This is a genomic window from Streptomyces sp. NPDC029526, from assembly GCF_040637405.1.
In the GTDB taxonomy this organism is placed as follows: Bacteria; Actinomycetota; Actinomycetes; order Streptomycetales; family Streptomycetaceae; genus Streptomyces.
The window spans coordinates 280715-298988 of the sequence record NZ_JBEZWE010000005.1 but is presented as its reverse complement, the minus strand read 5'-3'; the positions used below and the strand labels follow the sequence as shown (position 1 = coordinate 298988).

The window sequence follows — 18274 nt, the reverse complement described above, 5'->3', positions numbered from 1 at the left end:
GGCGGGGGCGTCGGACGGGTGGTCGGCGGGGTCATCGCATCACCAGCAGGGCGACGGCGGTACCGCTTCCGGCCACGGCGAGCAGCACCAGGGCGACCGCCGTGACCGCGTACGCGGTGTGCAGACGGCGGGCCCGCGGCGGGTAGGCGGCGACCGCGTCCCGGCCGCGCCGCCGCAGCCTCACGTAGGCCAGCGTCTCGGGGGCCAGGTTCGCGGCGCCCACGGCGTGGCTCAGCATCCGGTAGCCGTCCAGCGGCGGCAGCGGCACCAGGTTGCTGAGCGCCTGCACGATGCCGACGAACAGCATGCCGGTGAGCGGCGCGCGGGCCGGGTCGGACGGTTCCAGCAGCGCCCACCACAGCCCGAAGGGCAGCAGGAGCAGCAGGTTGACGTGGGCTCCCGCGGCGGCGACCACGAGCTTGGCCCGACGCCCGGGAAGGAACAGGTAGTTGCCGACCGTGCAGTACATCATCATGGCCGGGAACCGCCAGCGCAGGCCGATCTCCGTGACCTCCCCGCCGTAGTGCCGGGCGGCGACGCCGTGGGCGAGTTCGTGCGCGCAGACGCTGAACCACAGGAACACCGCGAACGGCACCAGCAGCAGGGGCCGCGTCAGCAGCTCCAGGGTGCCCTCCAGGGCCGCCCCCGGGTCGGCCAGGACGGCCACCGTCATCACCAGGACCGCCGCCAGCAGCGGCAGTTGGACCCCGGCGCGCAGCAGCGGGCGCAGCATGCGGTGCAGCCGCCCGGTGGTGGCCTGCGCGTCGGCGACGGTACGGCGGCTGCCCTTCCAGACGGTGCCGGTGCGGGCCGGGGGCGGCTCGGGCGGAGCCGGGTCCGGGGAGCCGTCGAGCAGGCCGCGCGTGCCCAGCAGCCCCAGCAGCCGCGTCCACTGCTCCGGCGGGAGCCGCCGCCGGAAGCGTTCGGCGTACGCCGCCTCGACGGCGTCGGCGTCCCGGGTGCCGTCGAGCAGGCCGAGGACGAACCGCTCCCGGGGGCCGATCTCGAACGCGGCGCCGCTGACGGGGTGTTTGACCAGGTGCACGGTCCGCGGACCCCGCAGCAGCGCCGGCCCGATCAGCACCCCGTCGCGCAGCGCGGGCCGGTACGCCCGCACGGCGTCGGCCGGGCGCGGCGGGGCGGAACCGTCGGGGGCGGCGGCCGGTGCGGAGGTGGCCGGGGCGGCGGCGCCGGGGTCGGGAGCGTGCGGCGCGGAGCCGCCCGGGACCGGGTCGGCCGGGACGCTGCCGCCGCGGGCGGTTCCGTCGGGCGCGGGGTCCGCCCGGTCCGCCCGGTCCGGGCGGTCCGGGCGGCCGGGCGCCGGGGCACCGGCGGCCCGGCGGTCGGTGGCGCTCACGAGGCGTCTCTCCGATCCCCGTCGGCCTTCGGATCCCGCAGCACGCGGCCGAGGACGAAGGCCAGGTACGCCTCGTCCCGGATGGTCACGTGCAGCCGGTTGTTCGTCATGTGCATGTACGGCGAGAGCAGGCGGGGCAGGACCGCCGGCACGTGCGTGACGGTCACCAGGGGGGCGGCGTCCGGATCCTCGGCCCGCTCCTGCCCGGCGTCCTCGCGCGCCGGGCCCTCCCACGCCGGGAACGCCAGGTCCCCGCGCTCCGTCAGCTCCACCACCCGCGCGCGCAACTCCAGGCAGTGCTCCGCCCAGCGCCGCAGGAAGGGCGGCAGCCGGTCCGTGCCCCCGTCCGCCACGACTCCGCGCAGCATCGCGAACCGGGCGCCGAGCGCGGGCGCCATCTGCGCGTAGGTGCGTTCGTACTCCGTGGAGCCGATGAAGCCGGTGCCGGGGAACAGCCGGTGCCAGAAGGCGTAGTAGGAGTCCAGGTAGTCGGCGAGCCGGTCCTCCTCGGGCAGGAAGCAGCTCGCCATCACCATCATCAGCTGCGCCGACGTGCCGAGCAGCACCGTCCGCACGTGCAGGTTCATGGTCCGGTACGCCTCCAGCACCAGGTCGCTGGAGTGCCGGAAGTGCCACTCGGCCAGTTCCACCCCGGCCGGGCCGCCGTACTTGGCGTACTCGGGCGCGTAGACCTCGTACGAGCGGGAGTTGTTCGGCCGCAGGTTCATCCGGCCGTCCGGGCCCATGTAGCGGGCCCGGTCCTCGCCGGGGAACTCGATGTCGAACAGCGAGTTGTAGAAGTCCTTCAGGAACCCGGAGTCGACCTCGTAGAGCGCCGGACGGGTCTTCAGGAAGCCGTCGATCGCCTCCTCGGCGCGGCGACGCACCTCCGGTTCGGCCTCCGGGCCGCTCGGCCGCAGTCGCAGCCGCACGTGCGGGCCCTCCAGCCAGTAGTTGATGAAGAAGTAGCCGGACAGCAGGCCGTCCGCGGTGAGCCCGTCGACCAGCGGGCGCACGCAGTTGACCAGCAGGGGCTGCGGGTTGGCGGCGTAGAAGACGTGCAGCGCCAGCCAGGGCGACGGGTCCGCGCCGGGTGCCGGACGGAACGCGGCGGGCTCGGTCAGTTCGGGCATGACGGGGAGACCTCCGTGGGGGACGAGGGCAGGGGGCGGGTGGTGAAGGTTTCCACGGCCAGCTCGGCCACGTGCCGGCCGCGCGCGGAGGTGAGGTGCAGGGCGTCCTCGGCGGGGAGCATCTCCCGGAACGTCACCCGGACACCGGGCCCGCGCTCCACCAGCGCCTCGAACGCGGCCAGTGAGAGCGCGCTGTCGAAGTCGACGTACAGGGGCTTGGCACCCAGGGGCCCCCGGTCGGGGGCCAGCACCGTGGCGAAGCAGCGGTCGGGCAGCCCGTGCGCCCGCTGCCAGCGCAGCCACGCCAGGTAGTGATCCTCCTCACCGGCCCCGGGCTCCCGGACCGGCAGCACCCGGGCGTCCGCGGTCCAACTGCGGCGGCTCACCACCACGTTGCCGTGCCGCACGCGCGGCCTGCGGGTGACGCCTTCGACGGGTTCCCCCTCCGGGACGCCCGCCCACACGTCGACGGGGGCCATCGTGCTGGGGGAGAGCAGCAGCAGGGTGCGCGGGATCTCCGGCAGCGCGATCGGCACCAGATAGCCGAGGTACACCGGGACGACCTCCCGGCCCAGGCGGCGCGAACGCAGCACCAGCCGCCCGGCCCGCTCGTCGTGCTCGACGTACAGGTCGTCGAGGTGGATGCGGGCGTCCTCCGGTACCGAACTCGTCTCGCCGGGGCAGACGATGTGGTGCCCGGTCAGCCGGCCGTGCAGGTTGAGGTTGCTGCTCACCGGCCCGCCGGTGACCTCCGCGAACACCGCGCCTTCCGGCGCCCGGGCGGCCATCTCCTCGCGCAGCGTCGCGGAGAGACCCGGCCCGTCGTCGCCGCCGGCGGCCGGTCCGTCGCCGTCGTAGAGGTGGGTGAACCGGCTGAAGGGGAAGGCCAGTCCGCCGTACGACTTGTTCAGGACGACCAGATCACGGTCGGGTCCCTCCGCGCCCCGGCAGAGCTGGAGATGGTGGCTCTGGGGGGCGAAGTGCCCGGTGAGCGGCTCCAGTCCGGCCGCGGTTTCGGCCAACAGCTGCTCAGGAAGTTCCAGTTCCTCCGCGTCCCGGCCGTCCTGCCACAGGGCGCGCATGCCGTCGTGGAAGTGGCGGCGGGCACGGTCGAGGGTGCGCATCTCGTCCTGCCCGAGCCAGTTCTCCTCCGGGACGTAGGCGCCCGAGGCGTCGAAGGGCACGCGCCGGCCGGTGAAGGACACGTACTGGTCGAAGAAGTCCTCGTGGAAGTCGTGCACGAGGCCCAGCAGGTCGTCGCAGCGGCCCCCGCGTCCGTAGCGGGCGAGGAAGAAGCCGAGCAGGGTGACGCGGTGCGGCAGCGTCAGGTCGAACAGCGGCAGCACCCCCTCCACGGCCCGCAGCGCCCGCCCGGTGTCACCGCCCAGCACCCCCGGACCGCACACCAGGTCGCCCCCGGTGTCGACGTCCTCGTACACCAGGGTCTGCGGCAGCGTCGGCTCCTCGGCCCCCAGGTCGCGCTGCGCGTCCAGCAGGCCGGCGCGCAGGGTGCTCAGCAGGCTGCGGCGCTCGGCGGTGTCCGCCCGGGGGTAGCGGTCCAGGCACCGCGCCGGGCCGTCCAGCAGGCCGGCCAGCCGGTCCGCCCAGGGCACCGCGAGGGAGCGCAGCGCCTCCTGGTAGGATCGCAGCGGGTCACGGCTGTGCACGTCGGTGCGCAGCACCGGGACCTGAACCATGCCCAGGTCCAGCAGCGCCGACGCGTACCGCTCGCACTCCTCGCGCCCGGCGCCGTGGTCGCGCTCCAGCCGGTCCACCAGGTCCCGGTGCCGCACCGGCTCCTCGCGGTCGCCGAGCCACTCCAGGAGGGCCTCCAGGGTGCCGCTGCTGCGCAGGAAGAACAGCCGGTCGCGCACGGCGTCGAAGGTCACCGCCGCGCTGTCGTCGCCCGCGGTCATCACGTGCCGCACGTAGCGGATGCGGTCGGCGTCGCGCCCCCAGCCGGGGGACAGCACCAGGGGCAGGTCGCGGCGGCGCTCCGGGTCGGCCGTGATCAGCTCCGTGAGCCGGGTCAGCACCACCACGTTGAGCCGGACATGGCTCACCCAGTCCTCGCCGCACGTCAGATCGGCCCCGTCGTCCCCGGGCGGACCGGCGAAGGTGCCGAGGCCGACACCGGTGAAGGTGCTGAACGGGCTGGTCTTGCAGGCGGTGCGGTACAGGTACGTCAGCGCCGACCGCTCGATCTTGCGCAGCCTGCTGCCCGGCCGCCCCGAACCGTCCTTCAGGTAGGAGTCGAGCCGGCCGTCGAGGGCGGGCGAGGCGAGCAGCAGGCCGTGCCGCAGCCGGTCGTCGGCCAGCGCGGTGCGCAACGCCCGTCGGCTGTCGTTGAGTTCGGCGGCGAGCAGGTCCCCGCCGTCCGCGCGCAGCTCCTCCAGCCGGGCGCGGTCGCGCAGCCAGTCGGCGGTGCGCCGGCCGGTGTCCGGGTCCCGGTCCGTCACCAGGCGGACGGCGGCCTCCGGGTCTGCGGGGAGCCGGTTGTTGAACACCTGACGGCGCAGGTTGATCAGGGCGCGGCGCGCGGCGGCGTCGCCGGGCGCCTCGTCGGGGCCGGTGGTCGCCTTGACCAGGGTGTGCAGCAGGTCGCTGAGTTCCGCCCCGGCCGCGGTCAGCCGGGTCTCCTCGGTGAGCACGACCTCCGCCCAGCGGCGGGTGCGGGGGCAGCGCAGCCCGTGCACGGTCTCGACCGGCAGCCCGGCCGCGCGGAGCAGGAACCGCCGTCCGGGCTCCCAGTGGGTGCCGGCGGGGCCGGGCAGGGGCGCGGGTGTGGGTGTGGGGCCGGGCAGGGTCGTGGGTGTGGGGCCGGGGAGGGTTGTGGGTGTGGGTGTGGGTGTGGGTGTGGGTGCGGGGCCGGGGGTAGGGGCGGGCGCGGGTGCGTCGGCTCCGTCGGCCGGGCGCGGGGCCGTGGCCGGAACGGGGTCCGGGGCCGCGGTGGGGTCCGGGGTGCCGGACTCGGTGGGTGTCATGAGCAGTCCTCTGCGGCCGTCAGGCGATCTCGTGGCGGAAGTCGGCGGACCCGGGCCGTTCGTGACCGAGGGCCATGATGAGCAGCGGGGCCTCGTCGCTCTCCGTCAGCCCCAGCCGCTCGGCGTACGACACGTTGTCGAAGCCCAGGGCCACCCCGGCGCCCAGCCCCAGCGCGGCGGCGGCCACGTAGAAGCTCTGGGCGACGGCCCCGGCGGTGCCGACGGCGAGCCGGTAGCCCCGGTCACCGACGGCGTCCAGGACGGCCGTGGTCCGCACCGTCGGCACCAGGACGGCACCGGCCTGCTCCAGGTTGTAGTTGGCGAGGAAGTAGTTCCGCTGGAGGAACTCCCCCTGTGGGCCTGGATGGACAAGGCGCAGCTCGTCCCGGTCCGGGTCGTAGGCGTAGGCCCCCTGCGCCACGTCCTGGACGTGGTTGACGAATGCGTAGAGCCGGGCGAGGCGGAGGCCGCCGGACGGGTCGCTGTCACCGGCCAGCCGGGTCTGCGCACAGGCCGCCAGGACCGCCGACAGTTCCCCGGCCCCGGTCCGGCGCCGGGCGTCGAACCGGCCGAAGCTGGAACGGCGTTCACGCAGCGCCCGGCGCACACCGGTGCCGGGGAGGGCGGGCGCGGGGAGGGGGACGTGTGGGGTGCCGGTGGCGGGAGCGGTGCCGATGGCGGTGGTGGCGGTGCTGGCGGGAGCGGTGCCGGTGGCGGTGGGGGCGGGAGCGGTGTCGGTGGCGGCGGCAGCGGCCAGGGCGCCGGGGGCGGGCCGGGTGGTGGCACCCGCCAGGGTCGCGGCGTGCATGGCGTTCAGCGCGTCGAACTCCAGCAGCCTGCGGGAGCGTTCGGCGTCCCGGTGCCGCGCGGCCGGCCGGTGCCTTGGGTCCGTGCGCGGCCGGCGGTCCATTGGGGCGGCGGGTTCGGGGGTGTCCAATGCAGGGGTGACCGATTCAGGGGTGCCCGAATCGGGGGTGCCGGGTTCACGGGCGCCGCCGGGTTCCTTGTGCGCCCAGTGCAGGGGCACCACGCCGAACACCGTCTCCTGCTCTCCCCGCACGCCCAGCAGCTCGTTCAGCCGGGGCTCGTCGAACCACAGCACCGGCGCGACCCGCAGGCCCCGGGGCGCGGCCCAGATCCGCCACGTCTGCACCAGGGTGCCGAGGTCGGTGCAGACCACGTGGAACGAGAAGCTGTTGTACTTGAAGGAGTTCTGCCAGTACTTGACCGAGAGGACGAGGTACTGGTCGGTGTCCAGGGCCTCCGCGGGGGCGTCGGCGCCCAGGGCGTCCCGCACCCGGTCCGTGACGTCACCGGTCAACAGCCGCTGCAGAGCGTGCCGTTGGACGTCGTAGTGGTGCAGCCCCGGGGTGAGAGGCGCGGACGGGCCGGACGCCCAGTGCACGGCCATCGGGTAGAGCCCGCCCCCGCCCGCCGTGCCGCGCGACCAGTTGGCGTGGGTGTGGAACGGCAGCCCGGGCAGGTCGGTGTTGGCCTGGATGCCGAGGCGCCGCCCGGTCAGGCCGTAGGAGTCCCGCAGCATCGCCGACAGCAGCGGCACGGTGAACCCGGGGGAGCGGTCCGCGTCCCGGGCGGGAACGGAGTCGGGCAGCAGCCCCGGCGCGACCGGGACGTCGGCCAGGTCCTCGGTGCCGGGCAGGGCGAACGCCGGTGCGCCGGGATAGAACTTGCCCTTGCGCGGGCCGTCGTCCCAGTCCACGACGTGGTCGGTGGGCTCCATCGGGACGCGGCCGCGGTGCAGGACCGCGTGCGCGTACTCATGGGCGTACCCCATGGCATCCCCCTTTCCTTGTGTCCTTCTGGCTTCGGTGCGAGCAGCGCTCTCGATGTGAGCGGTGCTCTCGGTGCGGGCAGTGCTCTCGGTGTGAGCGGTGCTCTTGGCGTATGCGGTGCTCTTTAGGTGAGCGGTGCTCTCGGTGTGAGCAGTGCTCTCGTGCGAGCAGGGCTCTCAGGCGTGAGCGGTGCTCACCGCCGTGAGTCGTGCTCTCGCGCGAGCACTGCTCCTGCGCGGGAGCACTGCTCTCGATGTGCGCGGCGTCGGCGGTGCTCGTGGGGCTTCCGCTGGTGACGGTGCTCGTGGTGCTCACGGCGCCCCCGCTGTTCACAGCGCCCGTGGGGTTCACGGTGCTCATGGTGGGCGGGGCGATGCGGTGGCCGGTCATGGGAATGGGTGGGGGCCGGGGTTGAGGTCCGCCGGGGTGAGGTCGTCCGGCCGCAGGCCGGCCTCCCGCAGCGCGGTGAACATCCGTGGCAGGTGCCGGGCGCGTTGCCGGCTCCAGCCGAAGTCGAGCGGGAGCAGCCCCGGAACCAGCACCTTGACGGTGTGCAGGCCGAGGGCGCGCTGCTCGGGCGCGGTCTGGTCGACGACGACCACGTCGAACCCGGCCTCCGTCACCGCCTCCACGGCCGCGAGCAGGTCGTCCCGCACGTCCGGACCCGTACCGTCCGCACGGTCCCAGCGCAGCGAGGCCACCTCCCGCGGTTCCACGGCTCGGGTTCCGGGGGCCGGGCGTAGCAGGAAGTCGGCGAAGCGGCCCATCTCCGGGACCGCGTAGACCAGCGGATGGTCGTGCAGGCTGGTGATCCGCGTGAAATCGGCGGCCATCGCGCGGTAGGCGGCCTCGTCGCGCCGGAAGCGCTGCAGCAGTTGCACCGAATCGGTGGCGATCTCGCACAGGGCTGCCGCCAGCGCGGCCTCCGGGTCGAGAGAGGCCCCGGCGCCGAAGCACATGCGGGCCGGGCCGCCGTCGAACCGCTCCGCCACGCCGGTCACGACCGGCACCGGGAAGGTGATCCGGGTGTCGAAGAACCGCGCCCGGTAGCCGTACAGGGCCATGCGCTCGACCATGAACCGGGTGCGCGGTTCCGTGCTGGTCGCCGGGTCGATCTCGGGCAGCGGCTGTCTCCCGTGCCACGCCAGCAGGAAGGCGTCCCGCTCCAGCACCTCCATCAGCCCGCTCAGCACGGCCTCCTCCAGACTGCCCCCGGAGGCGCAGCCGTTGGAGCTCTCCTGCACGAACCGGTGCTCGATGCCCGGCTTGTGGTAGTAGGCGAGGATCTCCGGAACCGGCCGGGCGCGCCCGTCCCGCAGCGACCACCCCCACACCCACGGGACCGGGCGGTCCGGCGCGAAGGGCGGCACCCACGGGTTCGCCCGGTGGAACGCGTCCGTGTACAGGCCGGTCTGCCGGGGGTCGACGGCGTCCGGGCCGAGTTCGTCCAACGTGGCGGTGAGCGTGACGGCGCGGCCCCGGGCCCGCATCCCGGCGTACCGTTCGAGGCCCTCCAGCACCCCGATCAGGGTGCTGTCGTGGTATGTGTCGGTGTGGCCGCCCCAGAACGTCTCGCGCAGGTAGTCGCCCGAACGGCTGGAGAAGCAGCCCACGGTGGCGGAGGTCGTCGGCGAGGTGACGTCGCAGACGACGGACGGTCCGACCGCGCCCCAGTGCGGGTTGGCGAACGCGTCCACCTGAAGGCCGTAGGAGTCCACCGGTCGGACCCTGCTGACGCCCGGCCGGTACTTGGGCGCCGGGCGCAGGTCCAGGACCGCGGCCTCGTCGGTCACCGGCTTCGGGTGCGCGCACTCGGGGCAGTCCGGCTCCGGCACCAGGGGGTGGTGACGCACCGTCAGGCGTTCGAGGTCCACCAGCCACACGTCGGGGAACGGCCGCCCCTCCTCCCCGGCCGGGTCCGCGGCCCGCCGGGCGATCAGGGCGGCGACGGTGTGCGCGGCGAAGGGGACCAGGTACGGCCACGGGCCCGCCTCCCGGGTCCCGCCCCGCAGTTCGAGCCCTTCCCGCAGGCCGACCGAGCGCACCGACTGCCAGCGGCGCCGCAGACAGGTCCCGCAGCCGGGGCGCCCCCCGGCGGGCCACGGGCCGACGACCACGTGCCGCCCGTAGAGGTGGACGGGGAGGACGTCGGCGGCGGATCCGGCCCGGGCCCCGCTGGCTCCGCCCTCGGGCGGGTGCGCCGCGTGCGTGCCCGAGGTGCCGAACGCGTCGCGCACGCCGAGGGCACCGACCGTCACGGCGGGCGGTGGCGGCTGCGGCGCAGACGTCAACTCGGCGAGGGCGCGGTCCAGTTCAGCGGCGAAGTCGCGGCAGGCGGCGTCACGGGTCCGGAGCGCCGCCGGTGTGGCCCCGGAGCGGGCACCGGTGTCGTGCGGGGTGAGTGGGGTGGCGGGCGTGGCGCGCGGCACGGTTCCTGATCCGGCGAGGTCAGTCGTCATCGTCGGCCGCCTTCGTGAGCAGGACCCGGACGGTGTGGATCCCGGCGGCCGGCAGGTCGGCGGCGTGGGTGGGCACCACCACGGCGTCCCGTCCCGCGGCAGCCAGCCGTTCCAGCACGTCCGTCCAGGACACCGGAGCGGGCGGCGGCCCCGCCGACTCCACCGGTCCCGACTCCACCGCCGCCGACTCCACCGCCGCCGACTCCACCCCCGACTCCACCGGTCCCGCTGCCCCCGGCTCTGCGGTGACCGGTATCAGCGCCGCGTCGAGGTCGGCCAGCAGCGGGTCCCCGGTGTCGGGTTCGCCCAGTACGCCCTCCGCGGCGAGCTGGACGGTGCCGAGCAGGTCGCGCAGCGCGTCGACCGCCGCCGCGGTCCGGTCCAGGGCGGCCCCGACGGCCCACGGCGCCGGCCCGTCGGCCTCCGCCGAGGCGTGCCGGGCCTCCTCCGAAGCGTTGCGGGCCTCCGGGCCCGGACCGGTGGCGCCCGGACGGGTCCTGGCCAGGACGACGGAAACCCCGCTGCGGTCCGTCTCGCCGAGGTCGAGGAGTTCGACGTCCAGCCCCATGTGCTCGGCCGACCGCAGCAGGAAGACCGCTTCCGCGTCCCCGTCCAGCTCGGCCGGGGCCAGCGGTGCGACCCGGCCGGTGCCGCGCACCGACCGGCGCAGCGCGTCGTGCGCGAGCGCCGACAACAGCCCGGCCGCCGCGGCCTCCGGCGCTCCGCCGCCCGCTCCCGCCCCGGCCCGGGACGGCTCGAACCGGCGGTCCTGGTTGTCCGGCCCGAACGGGCGCACCGCACCCGCGGGCACCAGTACCTGTTCCTTCGTCAGCAGCGAGGTGCCGGCCACCCAGCCCGCCACCGGATCACCCCCGGCCCCGGTGGCCGTGGTCAGCGCGTCCGGGGACACGCGCGGCAGGGGAAGAGGACGTTCCTGCGCCCGCGCCCCGCGCCCCGCCCGGTCCGCCTCCGACGCGTGCGCCTCCGGGGTACTCGTCGGACCGGCGACGAGCGCGGGGACCGGCACGGTGGCGGCGGGGACGACGTGCTCGGCGTAGACCGCGGCGGCGGCGTCCAGGGCCCGCAGCCGGGCCCCGGCCGTGTGCTGCACGTCGAAGGCGGCCACGGTCCTGGTGCCGGCCGCGCCGAGACCCACCTCGACGGCGCCGACCTTCAGCGGGGTCTGAGTGACCGGCTCGTCCGCGTACCGGGTGAACACGCCGACCGACGGCCGGAGCGCGAGCGCGCGGCGGTCGAGTTCGGCGAGCGGACCCTCGCTCGCGTCGTCGTCCGGTGCGGCGGCCACCACGGGTTCGAAGACCGGCCGCGGCGGGGCCGCCGTGAGGTCGACGGCCTCCGGAAGCGCCGGCGCGGGACGGCAGAACGGGCAGCGCGGATGCGGCAGCAGCCGCTCCGCCAGGACGTCGAAGGACGCCATGTCCTGCACCAGGACCTGCCCCCGCGTCTCGGCCGGCAGCGCCCCGGTGACCAGCCGGAACACCTCGTAGCCCAGCAGGTTGCCGAGCATCGCCGCGAGCGGGCCGCGCGGTGCCGTCCCGCCGTCCGTGTCCAGGGCCAGCCCGCTCCACAGCTCGGCGGCCACCGCGGCGTCCGCCGCGTCACCGTTGGCGCCGAGCCGCAGCGCCGCGCAGGCGACGCAGCCCGCCGCGTCCCCGGCGGCCCGCGTGGTGAGCGGGCCGACCACGGCACGGCCGCCGAACGTCCACGCGGGCAGCAGCACCCGGCCCTCGGGGACGCCGTCGCCCAGCAGGCCGACCGCCGTCCGGAACGCGTCGCGACCGCACGCCGCGACCACCACGTCGTACCCCTCGAACGCCGCCCAGCCCGCCCGGCCGGGACCGGCCCCCGTGCCGGGCAGCACCGTCACCTCGGCCGGGCTGCCCTGCGCCGTGTACCGGGCCGCCTCGGCCCGCACCGCCTCCAGATCCCGTGCGGTGGCGTGGCCCGTGGCGAGCGACTTTTCGACGGCGACGGACGCGCAGCCGTTGCGGATCAGCGACAGGGCGGCCCACCGGGCGACCTGGCCGTCCCCCAGCACGGCCACCCGGGTGCTGCGGAACGCCGCGAACGCCCGCTCGGCGCCGTCGGCGTAGTGGTCGATGTAGGCGATCTGCTGGGCGAAGCGGTCGGCGACGGCCGGCGGCAGCGCCTCCGCCGACGCTCCGCCCCCACCGTCGGACCCTGGGGGAGCGGGCACCGAGCGGGCGAAGCCGCGCGTGTAGAGGGCCTTGACCAGCCCGCCCACCATCGCCTTCTGCGGATCCTTGAAGCCCGCGCAGATCTCGGCCACGGTCCGGCTGCCGTCCAGGTGCGGGACGAGGAGCGTGGCGAAGCGGTAGGCGGAGGGGGAGGTGACCTGGAACCCCCCGTCGGCGTTGTGGAAGATCACGCCGCCCGGCGTCTCGGTGAACAGCACGTCGCGGCGCACCCTGGGCCGGGTGTCCGCGGTCTCCTCGTACGGCGTGGTGGACATGCTCGGGTCGTACCTCCGGGTGGGGGCCTGGCGGCCGATGCGGGTGGACGAGCGGTGGGAAGCGGTGGGGGTGGGAGGCGGTGGGGAAGCGGTCCTGGGGCAGTCGGTTCCGGCCGGCTCCGCTGCCCCGTGAGTGCGTGAGTGCGTGAGGGTGTGCCGGTGCTTCCGGATGCGTCGGTATCAGTGGATGTGCGGTGGTATGGGCGTCCGTTGGTGGGTGTGCGGGGGTGGGGTCTGGGGGCAGGGGGCAGGGGTTGGAGGGGTTTGGGGTGGTGGCCCGCCGGCGGGGGCGGTGCGGGCCGGGAGCGGGCTGGTCAGGTGGCCCCGGACGGCAGGGCGTGCCGGGCCACGGGCGGGAGGGGATGCGCGGCCTCCCCGGACCGGGCGGCGCGGTGCAGCGCGTGCGCGCGGAAGAGCGTGTTCATCCGCAGCCGGCCCGGTTGTTCCTCGTCGAGGAGGCCGCGGTCGAGGAGCTGTTCCAGCACCTCCTCCGCACGCGTCTCGGGCACCGCGAGCGCGCCGGCCGCCTCCGTCGGGGTCAGCTTCCCGTCCAGCCGTGCCAGCCGCAGGTGCGCGTCGGCCAGCGGTGCGGGGAGCCGGCGCAGCGCACCGTCGAGGATCAGCGGTACGGACATCCGGGGGTCGTCGGGCAGCGCCAGCCGGGCGGGCAGGTCCCGGCGCAGCCAGGCGGCGCAGTCGGCGAGGCGCTGGGCGGGACGGGTCAGCAGCCGGGCCGTCACGATGCGCAGCGCCAGCGGGACGTGCCCGCACAGGTCGGTGAGCGCGCGGGCCGCGGCGGGCTCCGCCGCCACCCGTGGCCTGCCGAGGACCCGGGTGAATAGGTCGTGGGACTCCTGCCGGGGCAGCGCCCCCAGGTGCAGTACCGCGGGGCCGTGCGTGGCCACCAGGGCCGCCAGCCTCCTGCGGCTGGTCACCACGACGGCTGCCCCGGCGGTCTGGGTGGCCGTGCCGGCGAGCAGGTGGCGCACCTGGTCCGGGTGCATCACGTCGTCCAGCACCACCAGGCGGGCGCAGTGGGGCGTCCCGGGCGCGAGCCGGGACCGCAGTTCCGCCGCCGCCTCCTCGACGGGCCGGGGCGTCCCGTCGGGCGTCGTGAGCGACACCAGCACGGCACCGCCGGGATACCGGTCGGCGACCAGGTGGGCGGCGTGCCGGGCCAGCGCCGTCTTGCCCATCCCGGGACCGCCGGAGATCACCGCCGTCACGGGTGCCGCGCCGTCCTGCGCGCGGTCCGTTCGGCTCAGGTGTCCGACGAGGTCGGCGGTCTCGCCGACCCGCCCGGTAAAGCCGGGCACGCTCGGCAGCCGGGGCGCGGGGACCGTGCCGTGCGCCGGACCGCCGACCGGGACGAGCCGGCGGTCCGGCTGCTCGCCGGGGGAGGACGGCCCTGCGCCGGGGCGGCGCGGCTGGTCGCCGGAACCGGACGGCCGGTGGTCGGGGAGGGCCGCCGGGTCCTCGGGGACGGCGGTCCGGCCGGGGAGGAGGGAGGGCCCGTCCCCGAGGCGGGAAGGGGCGTCCGAGAGGCCGGGGGGAAGCTCGCCGCGGGGCGTCGCACCGTCGGCCGAAACGATTCCGCTCCGACCGTCCCCGGCCCCGGCGTCCACCCGATCGCCGCCCCCCGTACCGTCGGGGCTCATGCTGTCGGGGAGACCCGGACCGCCGCAGAACGCGTGGACGTCGGAGGGGTGAACAGTGCCGGGAGCGCCGGGAGCGCCGGGCGTGGCGCCGGGCGGTGCGCTGCCTGTGGCCGCCGCGGAAGCCGCGGCGGGGGAGGCGGCCTCGCCGCGTGGGAGACCACGCAGCTCCTCGCCCCGCAGGATGGCCAGTTCCAGGGACCGGAGCGGTGGGCCGGGGTCGACCCCGAGTTCGTCACGGAGCCGGCCGCGGATCCGGCGGTACTCGGCCAGCGCCTCGTTCTGCCGTCCCGCTCCGTACAGGGCCCGCATCAACTGCGCGGACAGGCCCTCGTGATGAGGGTAGGCTCCGGTGGCCTCCCAGAGGTCCACGAGGACCTCACGACATCGGCCCTGCGCCAGCTGCAGCTCGCAGACCCGCTCCAGCGCGCGCAGCCGCTGCTCGGCGAGCCGGGGCACCTCGTCGCGGTGCAGCAGTTCCGAGGGGACGTTGGCGAGGAGCGGTCCGCGCCACAGCCCCAGAGCCGTGCGCAGCAACGGCAGTTCGGCCTCGCCCGCGCCGGACGCCTCGGCCGTCAGACGGCGGAAGTGCAGCAGGTCCAGGGTGTCGGCGTCGGCGGTGAGGCGGTAGCCGCCGGCGACCGCGACCACCATCCGTTCCGCGATGCCGTACTTGGCGAGCAGGCGGCGCAGGCGGAGTACGCAGCTCTGGAGCGCGGACTTCGCGGTGGCCGGCTGTTTCTCCCCCCAGACCGCCTCCAGGAGGCGGTCCGTGGGGACCACTTCGCCGGGCCGGAGCAGCAGCGCCGCGAGCAGGGACGTCGGTTTCGCCGGTGGCAGGACCACCGCGTCACACCCGTCCGTCACGCTCAGCGGGCCGAGCAACTGAAAACGCACAGCCTTCCCCCGTTGACCCTCGAACTCCTGCCGCCTCGGCCGGCGACCGGCTCCTCGCGGACCGGTGGTGCTGCCGCCGTGCCTGACCCACCGGGAAGCGGTGGCTCACTCGTGCTCCCTTTTCTCGCCCCGGACGGGGAGAGGCGGAAGGTGTGAAGCGGTTGCGTGCTTACGCCGTCGTTCTTGTGGCAGTCGTGAGTGTCTACCGGCGTAGAACGGGGGTCAAGGGGTGGTCGCGGAATCACTTGTGGACGAGTTCAGGTTACTGACGAATCGTCAACTCCCAGAAGAATTCGCATTGTTACAGGTCGTCGCCCGAACGGGGATCGGGGGCCGGGGCGTCGCGGGGGCATTCGTCGTGTGAAAAGCAAGCGCCTACGTGACCCGGCGTTCGCCGAACCGTGCCGAGGAGTTCATCCCGCCCCGTGGGTCCCTGCCGGCCGCTCCGTCCCGTCGGGCGAGCGGTGTCCGGGCACGCCTGACACCCGGCCCGCCCCGCCCCCGGTGGGGACGGCGCGGGCCGGGTGTCACCGCACCGCCGGGGTCAGGCGGAGCAGGAGGTGGTGCTGCAGGTGGAGCTGGACGTCGAGGTGGAGCTGGTGCTGGTGCAGCCGGCCAGCACGACCTCGCTGGCGTCCGAGTAGTCGGAGATCTCGAAGGTCTCGGCCTCGAGCTCGAGGATCTCGTCGGCGAGGGTGCTGAGGTTCTTGTCCATGACGTCTCCCGAAGGGGTCGGGGCGGACCACCGTCACCGGGGCCGCCGTGGCTACCTCGCCCAGTCCAGCCGACCCCGCTCACCGTTCGGCTGCCTCCCGCTGTCATACCGCTGGCACGCCGCGCCGGCCGGAGCGGGCACCCCGGTGATCGGGGACCGTGGACGGCAGCGGCCCGGGAGGACGTCGCGTAGCCTGGCGGGATGCTCACCGAGGTCACCGCCACCCATTACCTCACGCACCTGCGGGAGGGCGGTTCCGTGCCGGGGCTCGTCGAGGCCGACGACCTCGGGACCTACGTCGTCAAGTTCACCGCCTCCGCGCAGGGGCGCAAGGCGCTGGTCGCCGAGGTGATCGTCGGTGAGCTGGCGCGGGCGCTCGGGCTGCGCTTCCCGGAGCTGGTGCTGGTGCGCTTCGACCCGGCGATCGCGGCCGGCGAGCCGCACCAGGAGGTGCGGGAGCTGCACGAGGCCAGCGCCGGGGTGAACCTCGGCATGGACTACCTGCCCGGCGCGCGGGACTTCACCCCGGAGGTGGCGGAGGTCTTCCCCGTCGATCCGCTGGAGGCCGGCCGGATCGTCTGGCTCGACGCGCTCACCGTGAACGTCGACCGCACCGTGCACAGCTCCAACCTGATGGTGTGGCCGACCCTCGGCACCGTGCCGCCGCGCCTGTGGCTCATCGACCACGGCGCCGCGCTGGTGTTCCACCACCGCTGGGACGGGCTCGACCCGCGCAAGCGCTACGACTTCCGGCACCACGCGCTGGGCTCCTACGGCCCCGACGTGCGCGCCGCCGACGCCGAGCTGGCGCCCCGGGTGACCGAGGACCTGCTGCGCGCCGTCGCCGCCGAGGTGCCCGACGCCTGGCTGGCGGACGATCCCGCGTTCGCCACGGCGGACGCGGCCCGGGACGCCTACGTGCGGTACCTCCTGGCCCGGGTGCGGGCGTCCGGGGAGTGGCTGCCCACGGACTTCCCGAGCGCCGGGGAACTCGCGGAGGAGAACGCCCGGCGCGCCGCCCGCACCCGGCAGGGGCGGCCCGACTGGCTCAAGCAGGTCCCCGACCTGCACGGCAAGCCCGCCGCCCGCCAGGACTGGTCGGTGCACCTCGGCTGACGCGCGGGGCCTCAGCCCCGGAGCTGCTGGTAGGCGGGCAGGGTGAGGAACTCGGTGTAGTCCTCGTCGAGGGAGACCCGCAGCAGCAGGTCGTGGGCCTGCTGCCAGGCACCCGACGCGAACGCCTCCTCGCCCGCCTCGGCCCGCAGGGACGCCAGTTCCGCCGCGGCCACCTCGCGGACCAGGTCGGCGGTGACCCGCTCGCCGGTGTCGAGGACGACGCCGGCGTTGATCCACTGCCAGATCTGGGAACGGGAGATCTCCGCGGTCGCCGCGTCCTCCATCAGGTTGAAGATGGCGACCGCGCCGAGTCCGCGCAGCCACGCCTCGATGTAGCGGATGCCGACCTGTACGGCGTTGACCAGACCGGCGTGCGTGGGCTTGGCGTCCAGCGAGTCCACGGCGATGAGGTCCTCCGCGCGCACGTCGACGTCCTCGCGCAGCCGGTCCTTCTGGTGCGGCCGGTCGCCGAGCACCCGGTCGAAGGACTCCAGGGCGATCGGCACCAGGTCGGGGTGGGCGACCCAGGAGCCGTCGAAGCCGTCGCCGGCCTCCCGGTCCTTGTCGGCCCGCACCTTCTCGAAGGCGACCTTGTTGACCTCCGGGTCCCGCCGGGACGGGATGAACGCGGCCATGCCGCCGATCGCGTGCGCGCCGCGCCGGTGGCAGGTGCGCACCAGCAGTTCGGTGTACGCGCGCATGAACGGGGCGGTCATCGTCACCGCGTTGCGGTCCGGGAGGACGAACCGGGGCCCGGCGTCACGGAAGTTCTTGATGATGGAGAACAGGTAGTCCCACCGGCCGGCGTTCAACCCGGAGGCGTGGTCGCGCAGTTCGTAGAGGATCTCGTCCATCTCGTACGCGGCCGTGATCGTCTCGATGAGGACGGTGGCCCGGATGGTGCCCTGCGGGATGCCGAGGTGGTCCTGGGCGAAGACGAAGACCTCGTTCCACAGGCGGGCCTCCAGGTGCGACTCGGTCTTCGGCAGGTAGAAGTACGGGCCCTTGCCGAGGTCGAGCAGCCGCTGGGCGTTGTGGAAGAAGTACAGGCCGAAGTCGACCAGCGCCCCGGGCACCGGGGTGCCGTCCGCGTCGGTGAGGTGGCGCTCGTCCAGGTGCCAGCCGCGCGGGCGCACGACGACCGTCGCCAGTTCCTCCGCGGGGCGCAGGGCGTAGGACTTGCCGGACACCGGGTCGGTGAAGTCGATGGTCCGGGTGAAGGCGGCGATCAGGTTCAGCTGCCCGGTGACCACGTTCTCCCAGGTGGGCGCCGAGGCGTCCTCGAAGTCGGCGAGCCAGACGCGCGCCCCCGAGTTGAGCGCGTTGATGGTCATCTTGCGGTCGGTGGGCCCGGTGATCTCCACCCGGCGGTCGTTCAGGGCCTCGGGGGCGGGGGCGACCCGCCAGGAGTCGTCCGCGCGGATCGCGGCCGTCTCCGGGAGGAAGTCCAAGGTGGCGGTACGGGCGATCTCGGCGCGGCGTTCCGCGCGGCGGGCCAGGAGTTCGTCACGCCGGGGGGTGAACCGCCGGTGCAGCTCGGCCACGAAGGCGAGCGCGGCCTCGGTGAGGACCTCGTCCTGCCGGGGCAGTTCCGGGGCGTCGACGACGGCCAGCGGGGACGGCGCTGGTGCGGACATGTGCTGTCACTTCCTTCGCGAGCGTGGCACCGGG

10 protein-coding genes are annotated in these 18274 nt (G+C 75.0%); 1 reads left to right on the top strand and 9 read right to left on the bottom strand.

Annotated features, from left to right (window positions below; translation table 11 throughout):
* Positions 1-31: 31 nt before the first annotated feature.
* The 8 genes from AB0F01_RS15865 to AB0F01_RS15830 all read right to left on the bottom strand — a co-directional run bounded on the left by AB0F01_RS15865 (position 32) and on the right by AB0F01_RS15830 (position 15487).
* Positions 32-1357 (bottom strand): M50 family metallopeptidase, encoded by a 1326-nt coding sequence (locus AB0F01_RS15865; RefSeq protein WP_362095058.1) that lies wholly within the window; start codon positions 1355-1357, stop codon positions 32-34.
* Positions 1354-2490: a lantibiotic dehydratase C-terminal domain-containing protein gene (locus AB0F01_RS15860; protein ID WP_362095056.1), complete on the bottom strand. Its 1137-nt coding sequence runs from the start codon at positions 2488-2490 to the stop codon at positions 1354-1356. Before AB0F01_RS15860 ends, AB0F01_RS15865 begins: the two co-directional genes overlap by 4 nt.
* On the bottom strand, positions 2478-5474 hold the full coding sequence (locus AB0F01_RS15855) for a lantibiotic dehydratase (protein ID WP_362095053.1): 2997 nt from the start codon (positions 5472-5474) through the stop codon (positions 2478-2480). Before AB0F01_RS15855 ends, AB0F01_RS15860 begins: the two co-directional genes overlap by 13 nt.
* A 19-nt stretch (positions 5475-5493) precedes the next feature.
* On the bottom strand, positions 5494-7269 hold the full coding sequence (locus AB0F01_RS15850) for a nitroreductase family protein (RefSeq protein WP_362095051.1): 1776 nt from the start codon (positions 7267-7269) through the stop codon (positions 5494-5496).
* Positions 7270-7653: 384 nt separating this feature from the next.
* Positions 7654-9726, bottom strand: a complete 2073-nt coding sequence (locus AB0F01_RS15845; RefSeq protein WP_362095048.1) for a TOMM precursor leader peptide-binding protein — start codon at positions 9724-9726, stop codon at positions 7654-7656.
* A complete protein-coding gene (locus AB0F01_RS15840) occupies positions 9716-12220 on the bottom strand; it encodes a TOMM precursor leader peptide-binding protein (protein ID WP_362095045.1) in 2505 nt (834 codons plus the stop codon). Before AB0F01_RS15840 ends, AB0F01_RS15845 begins: the two co-directional genes overlap by 11 nt.
* Positions 12221-12534: 314 nt before the next feature.
* Entirely contained in the window at positions 12535-14772 is a 2238-nt protein-coding gene (locus tag AB0F01_RS15835) for a BTAD domain-containing putative transcriptional regulator (RefSeq protein ID WP_362095041.1), read from the bottom strand.
* Between the two features lie 544 nt (positions 14773-15316).
* The gene (locus tag AB0F01_RS15830; RefSeq protein ID WP_103543201.1) at positions 15317-15487 is read right to left on the bottom strand and encodes a thiazolylpeptide-type bacteriocin; all 171 of its coding nucleotides are present in this window, start codon (positions 15485-15487) and stop codon (positions 15317-15319) included.
* Positions 15488-15688: 201 nt separating this feature from the next.
* On the opposite strand from AB0F01_RS15830, the gene AB0F01_RS15825 reads away from it, so the two are divergent.
* Positions 15689-16603, top strand: a complete 915-nt coding sequence (locus AB0F01_RS15825; RefSeq protein WP_362095038.1) for a HipA family kinase — start codon at positions 15689-15691, stop codon at positions 16601-16603.
* 11 nt (positions 16604-16614) lie between these two features.
* Here the strand turns inward: AB0F01_RS15825 and aceB are convergent, their stop codons facing one another.
* A complete protein-coding gene (gene aceB / locus AB0F01_RS15820) occupies positions 16615-18240 on the bottom strand; it encodes a malate synthase A (RefSeq protein WP_362095035.1) in 1626 nt (541 codons plus the stop codon).
* Positions 18241-18274 lie beyond the last annotated feature (34 nt).

Coding starts and splice junctions, on each gene's coding strand:
- AB0F01_RS15860 (WP_362095056.1), bottom strand. CDS start 2,490: ATGCCCGAACTGACCGAGCCCGCCGCGTTCCGTCCGGCACCCGGCGCG.
- AB0F01_RS15855 (WP_362095053.1), bottom strand. CDS start 5,474: ATGACACCCACCGAGTCCGGCACCCCGGACCCCACCGCGGCCCCGGAC.
- AB0F01_RS15850 (WP_362095051.1), bottom strand. CDS start 7,269: ATGGGGTACGCCCATGAGTACGCGCACGCGGTCCTGCACCGCGGCCGC.
- AB0F01_RS15845 (WP_362095048.1), bottom strand. CDS start 9,726: ATGACGACTGACCTCGCCGGATCAGGAACCGTGCCGCGCGCCACGCCC.
- AB0F01_RS15840 (WP_362095045.1), bottom strand. CDS start 12,220: ATGTCCACCACGCCGTACGAGGAGACCGCGGACACCCGGCCCAGGGTG.
- AB0F01_RS15830 (WP_103543201.1), bottom strand. CDS start 15,487: ATGGACAAGAACCTCAGCACCCTCGCCGACGAGATCCTCGAGCTCGAG.
- AB0F01_RS15825 (WP_362095038.1), top strand. CDS start 15,689: ATGCTCACCGAGGTCACCGCCACCCATTACCTCACGCACCTGCGGGAG.
- aceB (WP_362095035.1), bottom strand. CDS start 18,240: ATGTCCGCACCAGCGCCGTCCCCGCTGGCCGTCGTCGACGCCCCGGAA.